The following is a 20,271-nucleotide window of genomic DNA, read 5'->3' on the forward strand; positions in this document are numbered from 1 at the left end:
CCGACCGCCCTAAATTGGCGTTTTGCCCGGCCCCAGGTCCGACCCCAACAAGGAGAATCGTTGTGTTTCAGGGAAACAGCATCAGGTTGCAACGGATCGAGGAAGGCTTCGTCGAGCTCTGCTTTGACCGGAACGAAGACGCCATCAACAAGTTCGACGAACGCACCCTTGACGAACTGGCGCAAGCCGTCGCATCGATCGCCGCCGACGGCACGATCACCGGCGTCCTCATCACCAGCGCCAAGAGCGTATTCGTGGTCGGCGCCGACATCAACGAATTCGCCGCGGCCTTTCGCCTCTCGGAGGCCGACCTGGCGGCGCGCAACCTGAAACTCAACCGGGGCTTCATCGGCCTGGAGGACCTCGCCGTTCCCAGCGTGGCGGCGATCAACGGCATAGCCCTCGGCGGCGGCATGGAACTGACCTTGGCGGCGGCGCTACGGGCAATCTCGGCCGACGCCCTGATCGGCCTGCCGGAAGTCAAGCTGGGCCTGATTCCCGGCCTGGGCGGAACGCTGCGCACGCCGCGCATCGCCGGCGCCGATGTCGCGCTGGACCTGATCACCGGCGGCAAGCCGCTCACCGCGCCGGCGGCGCAGGCCGCGGGCCTGGTCGATACGGTCTGCACCGCGCCGGAACTACGCGCGACCGCCCTCGGGCTGCTGCGCCAGGCCCGCGACGGGGCCATCGACTGGCGCCAGCGCCAGGCCCGCAAGCGCCTCCTGCCTGCCGATGAAGCCGCCCGACAGCAGGCGGCATTGCTAGCCCGCCGGGGGGACATCGCCGCCCGCAGTCCGAAACACCAGCCGGCGGCCCTGGTCGCCCTCGACCTGATGGCGCGGGCGGCGGCACAGCCCCGCGATGCCGCGTTGGCCCAGGAAGCCGAAAGTTTCGCCCAGGTGGCGAAAACCCAGGCTGCGGACGCCCTGATCCAGACTTTTCACAATGAACAGGCGCTCAAGAAGCTGTTCCGCCAGCACGGCCGCGACGGCCGCCCGATCAAGCAAGCAGCGGTGCTCGGCGCCGGCATCATGGGCGGCGGCATTGCCTTTACCAGTGCCTTGCGCAGCATCCCGACCCGCCTGAAAGACCTCGCGCCGGCCCAACTCGATCTCGGCATGGCCGAGGTGGACCGCCAGTTAGCGCGGCAGATCAAGGGCGGCCGGCTGGACGCGGCCCGGGCCAAGACCGTGCGCGACAGTCTCGTCCCGCAGTTGAACGACGCCGGCTTCGATAACGTGGACATCGTGATCGAAGCCATCGTCGAACGTCTCGAAACCAAGCGCGAAGTGCTGGCGGCCCTGGAACCCCGGCTGCGTAGCGACGCCATCATCGCCAGCAACACCTCGAGCCTGCTGATCGACGACATCGCCCAGGCCCTGGCCCGCCCCGAGAACCTGGTCGGCATGCATTTCTTCAATCCGGTGCCCGCCATGGCCCTGGTCGAAGTCGTGCAGGGCAGCCGGACCCGTGCCGAGACGGTATCCACGGCCGTGGCCTATGCCGTCGCGATGGGCAAGACGCCGATCGTGGTGAAGGACTGTCCAGGCTTCCTGGTCAACCGGATACTGACCCCCTACGTCATCGCCTTCCTGCAACTGCTGGCCGAAGGAGCCGATTTCGCCCAGGTGGACCGGGTGATGGAGGCTTTCGGCTGGCCGATGGGGCCGGCCTGGCTGCAGGATGTGATCGGCATGGACACCGGCGCCCACGTCTGGCAGGTGATCAGCGCCGGCTATCCGCAGCGCATGGCCCTGCCGGAACATGACGCGGTGCGCCTGATGGTGGCGCACAAACGCTACGGCCAGAAGAACGGCGCCGGCTTCTACCACTACGACACGGACGCCGCCGGCAAACCGCGCAAATCCGTGAGCGATGAAACCTATGCGCTGCTGGCGACGATCCAGCCCACCGCCCCCCGCGCCTTCTCCGACACCGAAATCGTCGAACGCTTGATGCTGCCGATGATCGTCGAGGCCGCCCACGCCCTGGCCGACGGCGTGGTGGCAAGCGCCGGCGAACTGGACATGGCCCTGCTGCTCGGCCTCGGGTTTCCGGCCCACCTCGGCGGCCCGTTGAAATATGCTGATTGGATCGGCCTCGACCATGTGGTTCGCCAGTGCGATCACTACGCGACGCTCGGCCGCCACTATGAATCGACCGGGCAGATGCGCGCACTGGCCGCCGCCCGGCAGAAATTCCATCCCGCCTGACGCCTGTGGCGGAACTGCCCCCCCCACTCGAAAGGATTTCCCATGAAACTTGATTCCACCCTATCGGCCGTCGTCACCGGCGGCGCCTCCGGACTCGGCGCCGCCGTGGCGCGCCGGCTCGCCGCGCAAGGCGTCAAAGTTGCGCTGTTCGATCTCAACGAGACCCTCGGCGAAGCCCTGGCACGGGAAATCGGCGGCCTCTTCTGCACGGTCAACGTCACCAACGAGGCACAAGTCGATACCGCCTTCGCCAAAGCCCGCGCAGCTCACGGGCAGGAACGCATCCTGGTCAACTGCGCCGGCATCGGTGGCGCGGCGAAGACCGCCAGTCGGGACAAGGCCAGTGGCGAGACCCGGCACTTTCCGCTGGATCTCTTCGAACGGGTGATCCAGGTCAACCTGATCGGCGCTTTCCGCTGCATCGCCAAGGCGTCCGCCGGCATGCTCACGTTGCCCCCGCTCGAGGACGGCGAGCGCGGCGTCATCGTCAACACCTCCTCGGTCGCTGCCCAGGACGGGCAGATCGGCCAGGCCGCCTATGCAGCCTCGAAGGCCGCCATCGTCGGCATCACCCTGCCGGTCGCGCGCGACCTGATGAACGACGGCATTCGCATCAATACCATCATGCCGGGGATTTTCGACACCCCGCTGTTGCAAGGCACCCCCGACAACGTGAGGGAAGCCCTGGCCGCTTCGGTCCCCTTCCCCAAACGCTTCGGCCGCCCCGACGAATTCGCCGCGGTCGCCGAAACCATGATCACCACCACCTACTTCAACGGCGAATCCGTTCGTCTCGACGGTGCAATCCGCATGTCGCCCCGCTGAATCGGCGTTTCGCTCTTTTTCGATCGACCATTTACTGGAGAAAACACATGGCTGAAGCTTATATCGTCGCCGCGGTACGCACCGCCGGCGGCCGCAGGGGAGGACGCCTGTCCGGCTGGCACCCGGTCGAACTGGCGGCAACGGTTCTCGACGCCTTGCTCGACCGCAGCGGGATCGACCCGGCCGCGGTCGAGGACGTCATCATGGGCTGCGTGCAGCAGGCCGGCGAGCAATCCAACAACATCGGCCGCAATGCCGTGCTCGCCTCGCGCCTGCCGGAATCCGTGCCCGGCACCACGCTGGACCGGCAGTGCGGCTCGTCGCAGCAGGCCCTGCACTTCGCCGCGCAGGCGGTGATGTCCGGCACCATGGACGTGGTGATCGCGGCGGGCGTGGAAGCGATGAGCCGGGTGCCGATGTTCGTGCCGCAGAAGCTCGCCCTGGAGAACGGCCTCGGCGAATACATGAGCCCGGAAATCCGCCGGCGCTATCCTGAGGGCGATTTCAGCCAGTTCATCGGGGCGGAACTCATCGCCCGCAAGCACGGATTCTCCCGCGACGACCTGGAACGCTTCGCCTACGCAACCACCCAGAAGGCAATCGAAGCCACCCGCGCGGGGCGCTTCGCCGAAGAAATCCTGCCCGTCAAGGTGCGCCTCGCCGACGGCACGCGGCCCGGCGAGCAGCATACTGTCGACGAAGGCATCCGCTTCGACGCGACGCTGGAAAGCATCCACGCCGTCAAGCTGCTGACCGAGGGCGGCAGCATCTCCGCGGCGACCGCCAGCCAGGTCTGCGACGGCGCCAGCGGCGTCATGGTGGTCAGCGAGCGCGCCCTCAAGACCCTCGGCCTGACGCCCCTGGCCCGGGTGCACCACATGAGCGTGCTGGGCGGCGATCCGTGGATCATGCTCGAAGCGCCGCTGGCGGCCACCGAGGCGGCGCTGCGCAAGGCCGGCATGAAGATCGCCGACATCGACCTGTACGAAGTCAACGAAGCCTTCGCGCCGGTGCCGCTGGCATGGTTGAAAGCCATCGGTGCCGACCCCGAACGCCTGAACGTGAACGGGGGCGCGATCGCCCTGGGCCACCCCCTCGGGGCGTCCGGCACCAAGCTGATGACTACCCTGATCAACGCCCTCAAACAGCGCGGCAAGCGTTACGGCCTGCAGACCATGTGTGAAGGCGGCGGCATGGCCAACGTCACCATCATCGAACGCTGCTGACAGCATACTGGAGGAAACCCACGGTGGAACTCGAATATGTCTTCAGCTACAGCGCTTCGGTTATCGATCTCCAGCACGTAGGTGGGCCTTTCGGCAAGCGCCGGATCGCGCGCTGTGGCGCTGGGATAATCAACGGCCCCAAGCTCAACGGTGAAGTGCTGGAAGGCGCGTATGACTGGATACTCGACGGCCCCGACGGCTGGGGCCGGATCGACGTGCGCGCGCAATTTCGCACCCACGACGGATGCGTGATCTACGCCCAGTATCTCGGCGTCCTCGAATATAACGAGAAGTACTCGGCTGCGAGTCGCGAAGGCGGCGAGACTGCCTTTGAGGATATCTATTTTCGCAGCACACCGCGCTTCGAAACCGACGACCCCCGCTATATCTGGCTGACGCAATCGGTATTTGTCGGACGTGGTCGAATCCTCCCTGGACACACCGTTTGCTGGGAGATCTACCGAGTGACTTGAGGCGCCGCGCCAGTAAGCCGCCCTTGGGCGGCTTACTGCTTCATCCTCAGAGGAAGGGATTCGTCGACCATCGCGGCATAACGGACTGGCATGACGCAATCGTAGAACTCACTCTACACACCGCAGTACCTGGAGCAAATCCGTAAACCGCTGTAAATTGGGGGCCCGCGAGCACCATTCTACAGCGGCTACAAAACCAGCCGGATCGCCTCAAGCTTCGGGAGCCAGACCTGAACGGCTCCCGCTTCGTCCTCACGAGTATCAGAGCGTGAACTCCTCGACCAGTTGCACCAGATTCCCGTCATGATCATGGAACAGGAACGACTTAAGCCGCCCGCCGCCCACCGCCCAAACGTAGCCGGTCTGTGTTTCGTAACCCGCTGAACGGATGGTCTGAAACCATTCATCAATGTTACTCACGCGCAAGGCCAGTTCCCTGATACCGGTATGGTCATAGCCTAGATACTCCCTCGGGGTCTGGCGCACCCGAGGGTTCTCGGGCTGCTGCAATTCAAGCTTGGCTCCCGTGGGGGAAGCCAGCATGACCATGCGCGACCGCGCGCCACTGACGTGAAAGATATCGTCCAGTGTGTCTTGGGAAAAGAGAGCCTCATCCTTGTCGGGAATGACCGTATCGATGTACGGCGAAAAGCCCAAGATATCCCGGTACAGCCCCAGCGCCTGGTCCATGTCACTGACCACCAAGCACATATGATGGAAATCCATCGCACAATCTCCTCTGCAACGTCGAACCTGACGCAAGACCCTTTCTTCAGCCGCCAGCACGCTGCACTGGCGACCCTTCACGCACTGCTGCCGGCAGCAACAGGCTCAGTACCGCGGGAATAATCAGGATGGCGCCCACCATGTTCCACAGGAACATGATCGCCAGTAACAGTCCCATGTCGGCTTGGAACTTGATGTCGGAAAACAACCACGTCGCCACGCCCAGCGCCAGCGTCACGGCGGTCACCGCGATGGCTGCGCCGGTGGTCTTGAGGGTTTCGCCATAGGCGTCTTTGAGACTCATCCCCATCCTGAGGTAGTTCTCGAGTCGGTTATAAAGATAGATACCGTAGTCGACGCCGATGCCCACGCCCAGCACGATCACTGGCAGCGTCGCCACTTTGACCCCGAGCCCGAGTTTGGCCATGATCGCCTCGCAAAGGATCGAGGTAATGAGAAGCGGCAGAATGAGTGCCGTAGTCACCTTCCACGACTTGAACTCCCACCACACCAGCAGTGCGACGACGCCGTACACCAGGAACAACATCAGGCGCTCCGCCCGCTTGACCACGATATTGGTGACCGCCTCGATGCCAGCATTGCCGGCAGCAAGGAGAAACTCGGCATGTTCGGTGTTGTTCGCCGCGGCGAACGCCTCCGCGGCGGCCACCACCCGCGTCAAGGTATCAGCCTTGTGATCCTCCAGGAACAGCAGGATCGACAGCATCGAGCAGTCGTACTTGTAGAAGTCCTGCCGCGTCATCTTCAGCGTGCCACTGGAGATGTATTCGTCTCGCGACAACCCGTACCATTTCAGGTTGCCACCCTGGAGCGCAGCGTTCAGGCCCTTCATCTCAGTGACCAGCGACTGTATGCCGACCACCCCTTCGACCTCGCCCATGACTGCCTGGAAGCGGTCCACCGCCGAGGTCACCGGGTAGGTGCCACAGGTGTCCGGCCGGGTCTTGACCATGACCACGAAGACGTCGGCGCTGTTGGCATAGTTCGCACTGAGGAAGCCGACGTCCCGGTTGTAGCGGGAGTCCGCCCGCAGTTCCGGCGCGCCAGGATCGAGATCGCCGATGCGCAGGTCGCGCGCCATGTACAGCGATGTAGCAAGAATCGCTATGCCGGTCAGCACGACACCCAGCGCCCAGCGCCGCTCGGTCAGCCGGGACAGGAAATCTCCGGTCACGCGCCGCACCAGGGACTTGTTTTTCTCGCCTACCTTGAGCGCGCGGTGCTGCAACCCCCGCTCCGAGATCCCGGTATAGGACATGATCACCGGCAGCAGGAAGATCTTGGTGAAGATGATGACCAGTACCCCAACGCAGGCGCTGATCGCCAGCTCCCGGATAACGCCGATGTCGATCACCAGCAGGGTGGAGAAACCGACCACGTTGCACAGCAGGGCGACCGAACCGGGCACAAACAGCAGACGGAAGGTCGCCTTCGACGCATCGACGCTGGATAGCCCCCCCAGGCGCTCCGCCACCATCGTGTTGATGTTCTGGATCGCGTGGCTGACCCCGATCGCGAAGGTCAGGAAAGGCACCAGGGTCGAATAGGGATCGAGCGCGTAACCCATCAGACGCACGACCCCCAGTTGCCACACCACCGCCAGGCTGCAGCAGAAGATCACCGACGCGGTGCTGCGCCAGCATCGCGAGTAAAAATACAGCAGGCCAACCGTGAGCACGAAGGTGACAGCAAAGAACAAGGCCATGCTGCGCACGCCCTCGATCAAGTCGCCCATGATCTTGGCAAAGCCGGTAATGTGGATGCGCACGCCCTCGGCGGCATACTTGTCGCGTACTAGTTGCTCCAGGCGTTCCGAAAGCAGGCCGTAATCGAGCGACTCGCCGGTCTGGGGATCTTTTTCGAGCAGCGGCACCAGGATCACGGTGGAACGATGATCGTTGGCCACCAGGCTGCCGACGGTGCCCGAGCGGGACACGTTGCGCCTGACCTGATCGACGTGGCCAGGCGTCCCGTCGAAATCGTCGGGTACCACGAGACCGCCGACGATGCCGTCCACGGTCACTTCGCGCCAGAACACATTGGGCGTCCACAAGGACTTCATGTTGCCGCGGTCGACACCGGGAATGTAGAAAACCTCGTCGTTGATCTTCTTCAGGGTGAGGAGGAAATCCTTGTCGTAGATGTCGCCCCCGGTGTTCTCAACGACGATGCGCAGCACGTTGCCCATCTTGCGCAGATCGTCCTCGTAGACGAGGTAGTTCTCGATGTACGGATGGCTGGCCGGGATCATTTTCTGGAAGCTCGCCTCCAGCCCGATCTTCGACGCATGCCAGCCAAGGAATATCGACGCAACACAGAAAACCGCCAATACCCATATCCTGCGGTGAAACAGCAGATGCTCGGCGTAGTCCGCGATCGTGCGCGCACCGTGGTGCGCCTCCAGATCGACATCGGACAGCGGCGTGACTTCCAGCGGAGTCGATTCCTTGCGTTCGTGAGGACTCAGGTCTGTCATTTCACTTCCCGTTCGTGGAAACTAGGTGGATGCCGCCCATGCCTGCCAGCACCAGCGAACCGTCGGGGAGCGGGATCGCCGCGGCGATCCTTTTCTGCACGCCCGCCCCCCCATCCGAGCCCGCCGGCACGAACGGTTTGCCGTCGCTGCCGCCGCGAAAAACTTGTCCGCCGGCAGTCAGCAGCCGGACGGAACCGTCGGCGGCGACGAAGCCGTCCACAATGTTCGCCTTCACCCCGGCATCGACCTGACTCCAACGCAATCCCCCGTCCCGCGACAGGAGGATGCGCCCGCCGAAACCGTAGGCCAGGAAAACCTCCCTGCCGTCCGCGTCGCGTAAGGCCAGCATTCCATACAACTGCCCGTCGTAGCCGGTTTCGTGCCGCTGCCAGGTCTGCCCGCCATCGGCCGACAAATGGATGCGCCCCCCCTCACCGACGATTGCGATCTTCCCTGAAGGAGTCGGTACGATAGCGTTGTAATGGAGGGCTTCGGGGTTATCGAGCCGATCGCCGATGTAGCGCCAGCTGGCGCCGCCGTCCTCGGTGTGGAACAACTGGCCAAAGGCGCCGGCTACGAAGCCTTGCTTGGCATCCTTGAACCATATGCCGAACAGCGGGCGGGAGGGCCCGAAGCGGGCCCCGGCCTCGGCATCCGCCAGCGCATCCTCGGCCCGGTCGAGTTCGTCCTGCGCGGCCTGCGTCGCAGCAGCCGCCTGGCTGCGCTCCCGCGCCTGCCTGACACGACGCTCGGCAGCGGCGACGATTTGTTCGTTGACCGCATTGCCGTCGAACAACCGGACCCAGTTCAACCCACCGTCCTTTGTGCCGAGGATCACTCCGTCATGGCCAGCCGCCCATCCGGATGCGGCGTCGACAAAGAAGGTCGCAGTCAGATTCACCGAAACGGGCACCGCAGCCTGCCGCCAGGACCGGCCGCGGTCGTCCGACAGGATAATCGTGCCCTGCTCGCCAACGGCCACCAAGCGTCCGTCGCTCAACGTCGCGACATCGAGCATCAGTCTGGCGGCGGCCTTGACCGACTGGCGCGCCATCAGTTGCAGGGGGTCGACGAAACCGGTGCTGGCCGTCGCAAAGGCGCTGGCGGCGAGCGCCAGCAGGACAGCCGCCGCGCCGATGGGTTTTGAATGTTTGAGGAAAAAAAACACTGGCACCCCCTCCATAAGCGAGGTGGGCGAGCGGATGATGGCATCCGCCGCCCCCTCCGAGATCGTTACTGCCACGCCCCGCGAGGCACGGCGCCCGGTCGTGACGTGCGCTCAACGCGCCAGACGCTTCATGTTGTCGGGCGTGAAGTATTCGGGTCTATAGCTCTTGCCGAAAACCGCAGGCCGCTCCTCGTTGGTCAAGGCATAGACTGCGTAGCGCCCTGCCTGAAAGTCGTAACTCACATCACCGGCCATGAAGGTGCACTGGCAATCGTAGGCATAAACTGCGAACACTTCGTGTGCACGCCACAATTCGCCGCGGCCGTCGTAGTTATCCACATGGGCCACCTGGAAGCTGTCCTCATCCACGAGCACCGTCCGCTTGCTGTAGATGTGGCGGGCGCCAGGCTTCAGCGTGGCTTCCAGGACATAGACCCGATGCGTCTCGTAGCGAACCAAGTCCTGGTTGACGGTCTGCGCACCGACGATGTCGGTGTATTTCAGGCCCTTGTCCGTCATCCTGAAGTTGTTGTATGGGATGATCATTTCGCGTTTTCCCACCAGTTTCCACTCGAAGCGTTCCGGCGATCCGTTCAATCCATCGAAATCGTCCTGGGTCATCAACCCATCCGAACCGGTCAAGGGACTGTCAAAGCCGATTTGCGGCGCGCGCAGCACGCGACGGCTTCCAGGGTTGTACGCCCATGCCCGGCGGGACTCGATGCTCTGATCGATGGGCTCATGGACCAGCACCAGCTCCCCGGCGATGCTCGACGGCGCCGTGTACGTGATCATGCCGTAGTAATTGAGGTTCTCCGGGGGATTGTCTATGTTGCTGGAGAACAGGATTTCCTCTTTCCGCTTCGACGGAGTGAAGCGGCCGTTACCTTGCACCGGAAATCCCGTACTGACCCGGTCGTAAGTGCCGCCCCGCCAACGCATCACCATGTTGTGGTAGACCTCGTAGGCTGACTGCGGAAACGGGAAAGGCACGGCAGACTTCCGGGTGCCGGTGAAACCGTTGCCATCGGCGCTCAGTTTGGCATTCGGCGCTTCCTTCGCAATCGCCTCGTACTGCTCCTTCGGCAGGGCATGCGTGCGATGGCTGGGGTAGACGTTGATCTTGTAGTTCGGGAATCGCTTCAGCAGTTGGATGTGGCCCGCGGTCAATTGCGCTTCGTACTGCTGGTAGTTGGTCGCGGTGATGGTATAGAGCGGCTTTTCATCGGCAAACGGGGATACGTAGCCATTCTTCGGATCGAATCCGGCGGGCGCCTTCTGGATGCCGCCATCCCAAGCGGGAACGGTTCCAGCCTGGTTGCCGGCTTTGGGCGCCCCCCAAGGCGTCAGCTCCTTGCCGAGGCGGGAGAAATCGCCCGCGGCGGCGGCACTTCCGCTGACCAGACCGGCGATCAGAAAAAATTCACACAACATCGTCAGTTTCAGAAATTTCATGGTGTCCTCGAATTGAGTGTTTGACGAATACCCTGGATTCCGCCAGCCACGCCAGCGGCCGTGCCAAAACGATCCAGTGTTTGCGCAGTGCACGGCGCAGACCCGTTGCGGCCTCGCACCGCCCCACGACGCCGTTAGAGGGTCATGCCGATCACAAGGGAGACAAAGTCGCGATCGCGGAAGGAGTCGTACTTGGTCTCACGGGCATAGGTCGTGTAGCTGAAGTCGGCGTAGTATTTTTTCAGATACTCAGCCCGCACCCCCAGGCCAAGCGTCTTGCGCCCTTCCAGGAAGATGTTGTCGGCCGAGTATCCGCGCACGTCGTGAGCGAAGAACACGCGCGGGGTCAGGTTGACTCCGCCAACATTGTTGTATTGCAAGGAAGCCAGCAGCCGATAACCCCAGGCATTGGTCGTCGCAAACCCGTCCGCGTCACACCCGGCATTTTGGGAAGATGAACCGTTGGACACACAGTTGCGGCTTACCCCGTTGACAGACCATGGTGCAATGCCGTATTCGAAGCCCCGGCCATAGCGAGTCGACGTCAACGGATTGCCGATTCCGCTCCAGTGCTGGTAGGCAACCTCGCCCAACAGGGACAGGTTGTCAGCGCCAGCGACATTAGCAAACGACTTGATAGTCGACACTTGGATCTGCGTCTTATCCTTTCGATCGTAGCCACGGAACACCGCGCCGGCCGGGATGCTGGCGAAAGGCCCCTTGGTCTGGGCCAGAATGCCGCCTTTCTGGATACCGTAGCCGCCGACCAGGTCGGCACCGTTGATCTGAACAGGGAAATCCTTGGTATGGCTGAGTTCGCCGAACATCGACCACCCGCCAACCTCGGTCGCGGCACTGAGCCCGAAGACCTTGATATCGTTGGCGCTCCAGTCCCAGAAACCCTGTACGCCTAACGGCGCCCTCGATAGCGGCCCGCCGGCAGTGGACGGTGCATTGAGGATGCTAATGCGTGGCGCGGTCGTCGTGTAGTTAACGTAATACGCTCCGATGTCAACGTCACCGACGAGTTTCTTTGCGGCGATGCCGTACGAGCCAGAATCCCTCGGATATTCGTTCTTGCCAGTCATCTTGCCGAGATTGGCCGCCAAGGCCAATGGATCAGGGGTGGCAGGGGTGAGGTTCACGAACCCAAACTGAGAATCCCGGCAATTGAGTCCGTCGCTGGCACTCCAGTACGTGCCACAGCCTTCCAGCACACTTCGCTGCGTCTTCAATTTGTAGAAAGCTTCCACATTCACACCAGCAATACCCAGACTGGCTGAAACCTGCGGCGTCGGCAGAATGATTTCCTTCACCTGGGCACCTGGCCGCCGTGCAGCGGCAACGTCAATCGGGTTGTACTGATTGATGCCGCCACCGATGAACAGACTTTCCCCCCAGTTCACCGCATGGCTGCCCAGTTTGATGCCGAGATCAGAACCTTCCGATGGAGCGAAGCTGCCAAAAGCGTACCAGTCGAGCATTTCGATGCCGCTAAAGCGCGACAGGCGGTCGGTGAAATGGCTGTCTTCAAGAGGTTTGCCAGCAGCATAGTCGTTGGCGACGCTGCCGTGGGGAACTCCGCGGTCCTTCTGCGCATAGTCATACCACCCCTTGGCCCGCAGGAACACGCCGAACCCCTCCTTTTCGACCTTGAGCTCGCCGATCACCTTGGCAATCGTCGAAAAATTGTCCCCTCGGTTGCGATAATTCAGGTTGCCGTCGTCCGTAGACTGCGAGGGCATCGAACCACCATTCTGCTTGCCGATAAGCGCCGAATCAGCGTTTCGCGTGCGCCACGACGACGCTAGCGACATATCCAGCCCCCAGCGCCCCGAAACACCATTGTCGAGTTCGAACGCATCGGCCTGCGCCGCGCCGGATGCACATGCGATCCCCACGGCGAAGCCATACGGCACAACACGACAATACCCACTCATGACTTTCCTACCGGTCCCATTTAAGCCACTGCTCAGCAACATCACACTCCTCCTCGTGGTTCGAGCCGAAGGCCCGCTCTTGCGAACAGCCCATGAATCGCCCGCATCCAACAGGTTTAACGCCGCACTGGAGGAGCCTTAAAGGGGCATTGTTCATTTACTGCTAGGCTGAACAGTATGGAAACTCCGGCCCGCCCGCATCGTCGAAAAAGACACTTCCCGGAATCATGCGGTGCACCACCGAGAAAGCCTTCAACCGGAGCACTTTCGCTCCCCGCGGTAATCCCGCACCGTGCTGGGATCGACAAGCAGCGAGCGCAGCAGTCGCCGTTTGCGCGCTGCGTCCAGGCCCGCAACCGCCGCAAGATAGTCGTCTACCGAACCGAATTCGCGCACGAGTTGGTCGATAGCCGCATCCAGAAACTCCCCCCGGACGCCACCCAGCACAGCGGCAGCATTGGCTGCCCGGGCGGGAACCTCGTCACCGAAGGCCCGCCGCAGTTCGGCCTGCATGAAACCCGTCCGGGCGAACCCTTGCGCACTCTTCAGATAGTCGTCCCGAATGGCTGCCATCGGCACCCCCAGCGCCCACAGCAGCATCGCGCAAACGAACCCGGTGCGATCCTTGCCCGCCACGCAATGAATGAGCACCCCACCCGCACCGGGGGAAAGGCAGTGCTCGAACAAGGCCGGGAATACGCCGGCGAGCACCCGCGGCATCTTTTTGTATGCATCGACCAACATCCGGTGCGCAGCGGCGCCATCGAAATCGGGTTCGATCAGCCGCCGGGCCCAACCGACAGGCTTCGCCACCTTCAACTCGGCGCCGTCTTCGATCACTACCGAACGAATTGCGCCGGAAGCGGAAAAGATGCTGCTCCTCTCAGCACGCTCGGCAGCACTGCGCAGATCGAAAACGACCTCCACGCAGAGCACGGGCAATTCCTCCAAACCACCCCGCTCCACCCGCGAAATCAAACCGGATCGATACAGCCGCCCGTGGCGGACGACACGACCGTCCGCGGCTTCAATTCCGCCCATGTCGCGGCAATTGGGTAGATCCTTGAGTATCGCCATGAAGCCCTCGACCTGCTTTTTCCCGTAGCCGCGCCTCTGAAACCACCCGTTGCGGCGGTCTTGCTCGTCGTTTTAGAGGACAGCCTAACGAAGCAAGCCGAGCAGCCCATCGTCGTAACCGACAACAAGCGACCCCAGCGCCTCCGGTCGACGGATGCCGCAGGGCAGCGGTGAGCTTCCTGAACACGAGGGCGCGAGCGCATTCTCCTTTGGCGAGGCTAGGCTGGCCCCTTCAACAATCAAAGCAGACAGCCGCCCTTCTGCTGCAGGCGATCGCGGCTTCAATTCGATCTCACAGCCGTGGCTTTACCTCCCGCCCTCAAAAATCGTCGCTTCCGATGACGACAGGCGATGCGCTCGGGCGCACTGTTGCGACAGTGACGGAGCAGTGCGATGCACGCAGACGTGACACGTAAAGTACAGAGAACTGCAGATCAGCGCCCGACCAACGCGTTCCGCGGCTTTGGGCAGTCCCCGGAAAACTATCTTGTTCATGAGAGTGAAAGAAATCTTGATGGAGCGCGAATCGATGGAGTTTGACGTCCTGATCGTCGGCGGCGGCCCTGCGGGCCTGACTGCGGCGATCCGGCTCAAACAGCAGGCCGAGGCCAGGGGCCAGGACATCTCGGTGTGCCTGATCGAGAAGGGGGCCGAGATCGGCGCCCACATCCTGTCCGGTGCGGTGATGGACCCGCGCGCGCTCACCGAGCTCTTCCCCGACTGGAAGGAACGCGGTGCCCCGCTCAACACCGCGGTCACCGAAGACCGCGTGATCTTCCTCAACGAAACCGGCGGGCGCACGATTCCCAACGGTCTGTTGCCGGACTGCTTTCTCAATCACGGCAACTACATCGTGCGCCTGGGCAACGTTGCCAAGTGGCTCGGCGAGCAGGCCGAGGCGCTGGGCATCGAAGTCTATCCCGGCTTTGCCGGCGCCGAGATCCTGTACGACGAAGCAGGCGCGGTGAAGGGCGTCGCCACCGGCGACATGGGCCTCACCCGCGAGGGCGAGCCCGGCCCCAACCACCAGCCGGGGATGGAGCTGCACGCCAAGTACACGCTCTTCGCCGAAGGCTGTCGCGGCCATCTCGGCAAGATGCTCGAGGCGAAATACAACTTGCGCGACGGCGTCGATCCGCAGACCTACGGCATCGGCCTGAAGGAGCTGTGGGAAGTACCGGTCGAAAACCACCGCCCCGGCCTGGTGGTGCACACCGCCGGCTGGCCGCTGCCGTCCGACACCTATGGCGGCGGCTTCGCCTACCACCTCGAGGACAACCTGGTCGCGGTCGGCTACGTGGTCGGCCTGAACTACACCAACCCGCACCTGTCGCCGTTCGAGGAATTCCAGCGCTACAAGACCCACCCCGAGATCCGCAAATTCCTCGAGGGCGGCAAGCGTCTGGCCTACGGCGCGCGCGCGATCGCCGCCGGCGGCCTGCAGAGCCAGCCGCGCCTGGTATTCCCGGGCGGGGCGCTGATCGGCGACGATGCGGGCTTTCTCAACGCGGCCCGGATCAAGGGCAGCCACGCCGCGATCAAGTCCGGCATGCTCGCCGCCGATGCCGCACTCGAAGCGCTCGCCGCGCACCGCCAGCGCGATGCGCTGACCGCCTTTCCCGTGGCCTTCCACGACTCCTGGCTGTATGACGAGCTGCACAAGACGCGGAACTTCAAACCCTACATGAAGCGCGGCCTGTGGCTCGGCTCGCTGCTGTTCGGAATCGACCAGAAAGTGTTCGGCGGCAAGGCGCCGTGGACCCTGCACAACAGCGCCGACCACGACAAGCTCAAGCCCGCGGCCGAGTGCACCAAGATCGACTACCCCAAGCCCGACGGCAAGCTCACCTTCGACCGGCTCTCGTCGGTGTTCCTGTCCAACACCAACCACGAGGAAGAGCAACCCTGTCACCTGCAGCTCAAGGACGCCGCGGTGCCGATCGCAGTGAATCTCGCACTCTACGACGCGCCCGAGCAGCGCTACTGCCCGGCCGGGGTGTATGAGATCGTCCGCGAGGGCGAAGGCGGCGCACCGCGCCTGCAGATCAACGCGCAGAACTGCGTGCACTGCAAGACCTGCGAGATCAAAGATCCGACCCAGAACATCACCTGGGTGGTGCCGCAGGGGGGCGAAGGGCCGATCTACCAAGGGATGTAACACATCCCCATCGTTTTCAGGGGTGTCGCAGTTCACGTTCAGGGGGTCTTCCTCCCTCTCCACTTCCCCCTTTTGCGCGACTCCCCTTTTTTTTTCAACTGCAAACGAGCACTCGGGAACCAGCCATACCATGACGCTCTTGATCGGTATTGCAAGCGAAGCCATGTCGGGCCGGATGTGTTCAAGAAGTATCAGGGCCTCGGTGCCCAGTTGGTGATGCAGGCGGGTGCCGGCGTGCCGGCGCACTATCCGGACGCGAGCTTTACCGATGTCGGCTTCGCCGCCAATGCCGAGGCGGTATATAGCACCGCCGAAATCGTGCTGTGCGTGCAGCCGCCGTCGGACCGGATCGCGGCGATGAAACCGGGCAGCCACTCTGCATGCTGCAGCCGTGGGCCGACGCCGAGCGGGTGAAGCTGCTGCAGGAAAAGCAGGTGGCCGCGTTTGCGCTCGAACTGCTGCCGCGCATCTCGCGCTCGCAGAGCATAGACGCGCTGTGTCCTCGCATGCCGCAGTGGCCGGCTACGAATGCGCGCTGATCGCCGCCGACCACAGCCCGAAGTACTTTCCCATGCTCACCTACGCTGCCGGCACCATCCGTCCGGCCAAGATGCTGGTTGGAAGCCTTGGAGATGGTTGAGGCTTTTTTCGAGGAAATCTTCGCTTCGCTCGAAGCTGGTGAGGACGTCAAGCTGTCGGGCTTCGGCGGATTTCAGCTGCGCGAGAAGCCCGAGCGTCCGGGCCGCAACCCGAAGACCGGTGAGACCGCGCGGGTGACCGCGCGCCGCTTCGTGACTTTTCACCCGAGCCAGAAACTCAAACTGAAGGTCAGTGAATTTGCGAACAAGCGTCAGGAGCCGCGCCAGACCGACAAATCGGTGGGAGGCGCTTTGGGCGTTCAGCGCGGGCGAGTAACGGAGCCGGCGTGAGCGACCGGATCGGGCCTCATCGCCACCCACTATGTGACCAACCGTCCCATGGTTACGGGAATGAGCATCCCGCCCCATGTTTCAGTGGCAGCCTGAAGTTTTTGACCGATCACCCTGCCTTCGGCGAATCGAAACCCAATGAGGAGTAGGTCAAGCTTGGAAAGACCCTCAGCATGAACCACAATACGTAGAAACGTCGTGACTCGACCGGCTCTTCGAAGCTGCGTGACCAGTCAGCCCCTCGAACTGGTACGGCCTCCGGCCTGGGGCTCTTGTATTCCATCCACCGATCGGAAGGATTTCGATGACGGTGGTCATGCGTCCCTCCGACCGCCAGTGACATACTGCTCTCCGAGTCACCGACAAGACTCTTGAGAATGTACCCTCCAAAGGCTACATTTCTTTCAGCGAAACGGCACGATATCCGCGTTGTGCGCGCAGCGATGGCCTCAAGCGGTGCATAGCCGCCCCCGCGCAGTCGTTTTTGCTCATCGTTGAGCCGCGCACTGCGCCGCTCAACCTCATTGCTTCCCGCACTCCGCTCTTCCGCGTCGCACATCCATGCGTATGGCGTGGACGTTGCGCCGCCGAATTCGCGCTTCAGAACCCCGAAAATCGTTGCTCGCCCCGCCGGCGCCTCACCGCTTCGACGCATCAACCGGGTTACCCGCGGCCCGTAGCGTGCGTCCTCCTCGTTGCCCGTGCTCGCGCGTAGCTCAAGGCTGCGTTGCAGCGTCGGCCCTTCGGCGCCAAGAAATCCCTGAAGGGCAAGGCCAATAGGCCATCAACCAACGAGAAAACACGATGGAGAGACGCCATGCATACGACATCCAACCTTTCTCTCGAAAGCCACTACCACCCGAGCGCATCGACGGCCGGGCGGCTTGAGAAGCACCAATGTACCGAGGCAGACAGACTCCCCGAGGATCCGAGAAGACCACGTGTGCTCGTCGTCCGTGACGACCGCAGCACACGCCCGGGGCTGCGCGACGCGCTGGAACGCAACGGCTTCGTCGTCGACGTGGCCGACAATGCAGGGTTGGCGATCGCCCGGCTCATGCACACCGTTCCCGACCTCCTGCTGCTCGATGCGGCGAGGTCCGGCGCCGACGGCTTCGCGACCTGCATGCGGCTCAAGGCACTCTCCCAATGCACGGACCTGCCGGTGCTGATGATTACCGCTCCCGACGCGAGGCAGATCGAGTACGCCTTTGCGGTCGGGGCGAGCGACTGCATTTCGGAACCCCTGCACCCGAACGTCCTGGTCCACCGCGTGCGCCACACCCTCGATCTCAGCCGCGCCGAACGCTACGTGCGCCACCTCACCTACACTGACAGCCTCACGGGCCTGCCGAACCGCACCGCCTTTCAAGAGAAGTTGCGGGCGCAACTCGACCCCACACGGTCCGACACGCGGATGCTCGCGCTGCTATTCCTCGACCTCGACCGCTTCAAGTTCGTAAACGACACGCTCGGACACGAAATCGGCGATTGTCTACTGAAAAGCGCCAGCCGACGGCTCGCCCGTAGCGCCGGGGCTTACGTCGCGCGCCTCGGCGGGGACGAATTCGCGGTGGTGCTCGAAGATCTGACCTCGGTCGCCGCCGCCGCGTCGGCCGCGCAGGCCATCACGACCGAGCTCGCGAAGCCCTATCGGATTGACGGCCATGACCTCTTCGTCACGGCAAGCATCGGCGTCGCCGTCTATCCGCGCAACGGCGCCGACGTCGGCACCCTGCTCCGCCATGCCGAGACCGCAATGTATCGCGGCAAGCGCACTAACCACAGCATCATGTTCTATGAAGGCGCAATGGAGACAAGCGCCAGTGAGCACCTGCAGCTCGAATGCGATCTGCGCCATGCGGTCGAGCACGGCGAGTTTGTGCTCCATTACCAGCCCGAGCGAGAGGTGACGACCGGACGGATGGTCGCCGCCGAAGCGCTGGTGCGGTGGCAGCACCCGTTACGCGGACTGATCGGCCCGAACCAATTCATCCCCCTCGCGGAGGAAATCGGTCTCATCGGACCGATAGGCGCCTGGGTGCTCGACACGGCTTGCGCGCAGCTCAAGATCTGGCGTGAAGCCGGGAACAACTTGCGGATTGCAGTCAATTTCTCCGCTGAGCAGCTGCAGGACCTCGGCATAGCTGACGCGGTCGAAAACGCGCTCCGCCGCAGCGGGCTGAGGTCCGACGATCTCGTCGTCGAGATCACCGAAAGCCTGTGGTTGGACCGTCACGGCGGCGCGATCGATAACCTCTTCCAGCTCAAGCGCCTTGGTGTGCACCTCGCGATCGACGACTTCGGCACCGGCTACTCGTCCCTCAGCTACCTGAAGCGAATGCCCGTGGACATCCTCAAGGTCGACCGCAGCTTCATCACCGAGCTCACCTCTACGGGCCCGGAGCCCGCGATCGTGCGCGGCATCATCGCCCTCGCCCACAACCTGGAACTCAAGGTCATCGTCGAAGGCGTCGAGACCGCGATCCAGTACGATCTGGTCCGCAAGATGGGCTGCGACGTCGTACAGGGCTACCTGCTCGGCAGAACGCTATCTCCGACGGCGTTTTCGGACGCGTATTTCGGTCAAACATCGTGCGAAGGATCGAGCACCTGACGGCGACAGCACCAATCCGGCCGTCAGACGTCTTCTCGTCGATTTGCCCGAAGCGGGAAACGAATCGCATCTCTGGTGCTCGACCGAGACCTGCCTGCAATCGCGGCTGGTCAGTCGATTTGTCTGGTTCCACGACATGCAGGATAGGCCGTGCACCCCCAGAACTCGCTGCCCGCATTGGCGCCGCGGTTCGCAATGCGCTTGACCATGGGTTTGGCGCAGGTCGGGCACTCCGGTGTGAGAGTAGCATCCACCGTTGCCGGCGTCGGCGGCTGATCGGTCTCCCGCTCCGGGGTTTGTCCCTTCGCGTTTTGCGCTTGGCGAATCAGCCCGTGCAACAAGGGTCCGTCAATGAGCTTCAGGTTGCGCCCTCGCGCAAAGCGAGTCGCCTCTTCGGTAAATCGGCCAGACGTAACCACGAAGCCGCCTGCCGCGCCTTTGGCTGCCATTACGCCGTAAAGCTCGCGCACCACCTCCACCCCTACCTTGTAGGCCTTCCACTGCTTGCATTGCACGAAGAACTTCTCCGTACGCTTCGAAAGCACCAGATCGACGCCGCCATCGGCGCCCCCGCCCCCTGTTTCTACCACCTGGTAGCCCTGCAGCCGGAACGCCTCGCCCACCAGCATCTCGAATTCGCGCCAACTCATGACGTCGAGCACATTGGCCGCCTTGCTCTGGCCGACGTTGGTGATGAGCTTGCGACGCTCCCGCCGTCGCCACGCCGACATGCCTGCACCCGCCACGCAAATCAGCGGCAAGAGGTATTGCCCAAAAGTCGCCAAGGTCTTCCAGAGCGTCTGCGTCACCATGGTTCCCATCTCACCCGGCTTGACGGCCGCGACCACCTCTTGGCCGGCCATACGATGTAGGACGAGATACGAGACCGCAGCCAGCGCCACACCAGCCCACCAAGGCAACATGGCCACGATGTCCATCAAGTCTTCGGCGGGGCTCGTTTTCCTTC

At 63.1% G+C, this 20,271-nt stretch carries 13 protein-coding genes and 2 pseudogenes; 8 read left to right on the forward strand and 7 right to left on the reverse strand.

Annotated elements, in window-relative coordinates; translation table 11 throughout:
- Nucleotides 1-62: 62 nt before the first annotated feature.
- Genes fadB through GPA22_RS00775 form a run of 4 tightly spaced genes read left to right on the forward strand, consistent with a single transcriptional unit; the run spans nucleotide 63 to nucleotide 4,737 of the window.
- Nucleotides 63-2,213: a fatty acid oxidation complex subunit alpha FadB gene (fadB, locus tag GPA22_RS00760; protein ID WP_169254184.1), complete on the forward strand. Its 2,151-nt coding sequence runs from the start codon at nucleotides 63-65 to the stop codon at nucleotides 2,211-2,213.
- Nucleotides 2,214-2,255: 42 nt separating this feature from the next.
- Nucleotides 2,256-3,038 carry an SDR family NAD(P)-dependent oxidoreductase gene (locus GPA22_RS00765; protein ID WP_169254185.1) on the forward strand — a complete coding sequence of 261 codons (783 nt, stop codon included), beginning with the start codon at nucleotides 2,256-2,258 and terminating at the stop codon, nucleotides 3,036-3,038.
- A 47-nt stretch (nucleotides 3,039-3,085) separates the two neighbouring features.
- Complete coding sequence (locus GPA22_RS00770; protein WP_169254186.1) at nucleotides 3,086-4,264, forward strand: acetyl-CoA C-acetyltransferase; 1,179 nt, start codon at nucleotides 3,086-3,088, stop codon at nucleotides 4,262-4,264.
- A gap of 23 nt (nucleotides 4,265-4,287) precedes the next feature.
- A complete protein-coding gene (locus tag GPA22_RS00775; RefSeq protein WP_169254187.1) occupies nucleotides 4,288-4,737 on the forward strand; it encodes a DUF3237 family protein in 450 nt (149 codons plus the stop codon).
- A gap of 261 nt (nucleotides 4,738-4,998) precedes the next feature.
- Here GPA22_RS00775 and GPA22_RS00780 read toward each other — a convergent pair whose 3' ends face one another.
- From GPA22_RS00780 to GPA22_RS00805, 6 genes are all read right to left on the reverse strand, one after another.
- Nucleotides 4,999-5,463: a VOC family protein gene (locus tag GPA22_RS00780; RefSeq protein ID WP_169254188.1), complete on the reverse strand. Its 465-nt coding sequence runs from the start codon at nucleotides 5,461-5,463 to the stop codon at nucleotides 4,999-5,001.
- A gap of 46 nt (nucleotides 5,464-5,509) precedes the next feature.
- Entirely contained in the window at nucleotides 5,510-7,960 is a 2,451-nt protein-coding gene (locus GPA22_RS00785) for an efflux RND transporter permease subunit (RefSeq protein WP_169254189.1), read from the reverse strand.
- Nucleotide 7,961: 1 nt separating this feature from the next.
- A complete protein-coding gene (locus tag GPA22_RS00790; RefSeq protein ID WP_169254190.1) occupies nucleotides 7,962-9,128 on the reverse strand; it encodes a YCF48-related protein in 1,167 nt (388 codons plus the stop codon).
- A 111-nt stretch (nucleotides 9,129-9,239) separates the two neighbouring features.
- A complete protein-coding gene (locus GPA22_RS00795; RefSeq protein WP_211168859.1) occupies nucleotides 9,240-10,583 on the reverse strand; it encodes a DUF1329 domain-containing protein in 1,344 nt (447 codons plus the stop codon).
- Between the two features lie 134 nt (nucleotides 10,584-10,717).
- Nucleotides 10,718-12,565 carry a DUF1302 domain-containing protein gene (locus GPA22_RS00800; RefSeq protein WP_169254191.1) on the reverse strand — a complete coding sequence of 616 codons (1,848 nt, stop codon included), beginning with the start codon at nucleotides 12,563-12,565 and terminating at the stop codon, nucleotides 10,718-10,720.
- A 210-nt stretch (nucleotides 12,566-12,775) separates the two neighbouring features.
- Entirely contained in the window at nucleotides 12,776-13,600 is an 825-nt protein-coding gene (locus GPA22_RS00805) for a tyrosine-protein phosphatase (protein WP_169254192.1), read from the reverse strand.
- A 514-nt stretch (nucleotides 13,601-14,114) separates the two neighbouring features.
- Between GPA22_RS00805 and GPA22_RS00810 the strand changes: the two genes are divergently transcribed.
- The 4 genes and pseudogenes from GPA22_RS00810 (at nucleotide 14,115) to GPA22_RS00825 (ending at nucleotide 19,304) form a co-directional block, all read left to right on the forward strand.
- Entirely contained in the window at nucleotides 14,115-15,758 is a 1,644-nt protein-coding gene (locus GPA22_RS00810) for an electron transfer flavoprotein-ubiquinone oxidoreductase (protein ID WP_169254364.1), read from the forward strand.
- 153 nt (nucleotides 15,759-15,911) lie between these two features.
- A pseudogene (locus GPA22_RS23045) lies at nucleotides 15,912-16,389 on the forward strand (Rossmann-fold NAD(P)-binding domain-containing protein); the annotation flags it as partial.
- Nucleotides 16,379-16,687: pseudogene (locus GPA22_RS00820) on the forward strand (HU family DNA-binding protein); the annotation flags it as partial. The pseudogenes GPA22_RS23045 and GPA22_RS00820, both read left to right, overlap by 11 nt.
- Nucleotides 16,688-17,414: 727 nt before the next feature.
- A complete protein-coding gene (locus tag GPA22_RS00825) occupies nucleotides 17,415-19,304 on the forward strand; it encodes a putative bifunctional diguanylate cyclase/phosphodiesterase (protein ID WP_169254194.1) in 1,890 nt (629 codons plus the stop codon).
- 110 nt (nucleotides 19,305-19,414) lie between these two features.
- Here the strand turns inward: GPA22_RS00825 and GPA22_RS00830 are convergent, their stop codons facing one another.
- Complete coding sequence (locus tag GPA22_RS00830) at nucleotides 19,415-20,242, reverse strand: restriction endonuclease (RefSeq protein ID WP_246263974.1); 828 nt, start codon at nucleotides 20,240-20,242, stop codon at nucleotides 19,415-19,417.
- Between the last annotated feature and the right edge of the window lie 29 nt (nucleotides 20,243-20,271).

The organism is Aromatoleum toluvorans (assembly GCF_012910905.1).
Lineage (GTDB): Bacteria > Pseudomonadota > Gammaproteobacteria > Burkholderiales > Rhodocyclaceae > Aromatoleum > Aromatoleum toluvorans.

Bases quoted from the DNA above. Each gene is read 5' to 3' on its own strand.
- GPA22_RS00830 (WP_246263974.1), bottom strand. From the start codon at position 20,242: ATGGACATCGTGGCCATGTTGCCTTGGTGGGCTGGTGTGGCGCTGGCT.
- GPA22_RS00785 (WP_169254189.1), bottom strand. From the start codon at position 7,960: ATGACAGACCTGAGTCCTCACGAACGCAAGGAATCGACTCCGCTGGAA.
- GPA22_RS00800 (WP_169254191.1), bottom strand. From the start codon at position 12,565: ATGTTGCTGAGCAGTGGCTTAAATGGGACCGGTAGGAAAGTCATGAGT.
- GPA22_RS00780 (WP_169254188.1), bottom strand. From the start codon at position 5,463: ATGGATTTCCATCATATGTGCTTGGTGGTCAGTGACATGGACCAGGCG.
- GPA22_RS00795 (WP_211168859.1), bottom strand. From the start codon at position 10,583: ATGAAATTTCTGAAACTGACGATGTTGTGTGAATTTTTTCTGATCGCC.
- GPA22_RS00810 (WP_169254364.1), top strand. From the start codon at position 14,115: ATGGAGCGCGAATCGATGGAGTTTGACGTCCTGATCGTCGGCGGCGGC.
- GPA22_RS00765 (WP_169254185.1), top strand. From the start codon at position 2,256: ATGAAACTTGATTCCACCCTATCGGCCGTCGTCACCGGCGGCGCCTCC.
- GPA22_RS00805 (WP_169254192.1), bottom strand. From the start codon at position 13,600: ATGGCGATACTCAAGGATCTACCCAATTGCCGCGACATGGGCGGAATT.
- GPA22_RS00770 (WP_169254186.1), top strand. From the start codon at position 3,086: ATGGCTGAAGCTTATATCGTCGCCGCGGTACGCACCGCCGGCGGCCGC.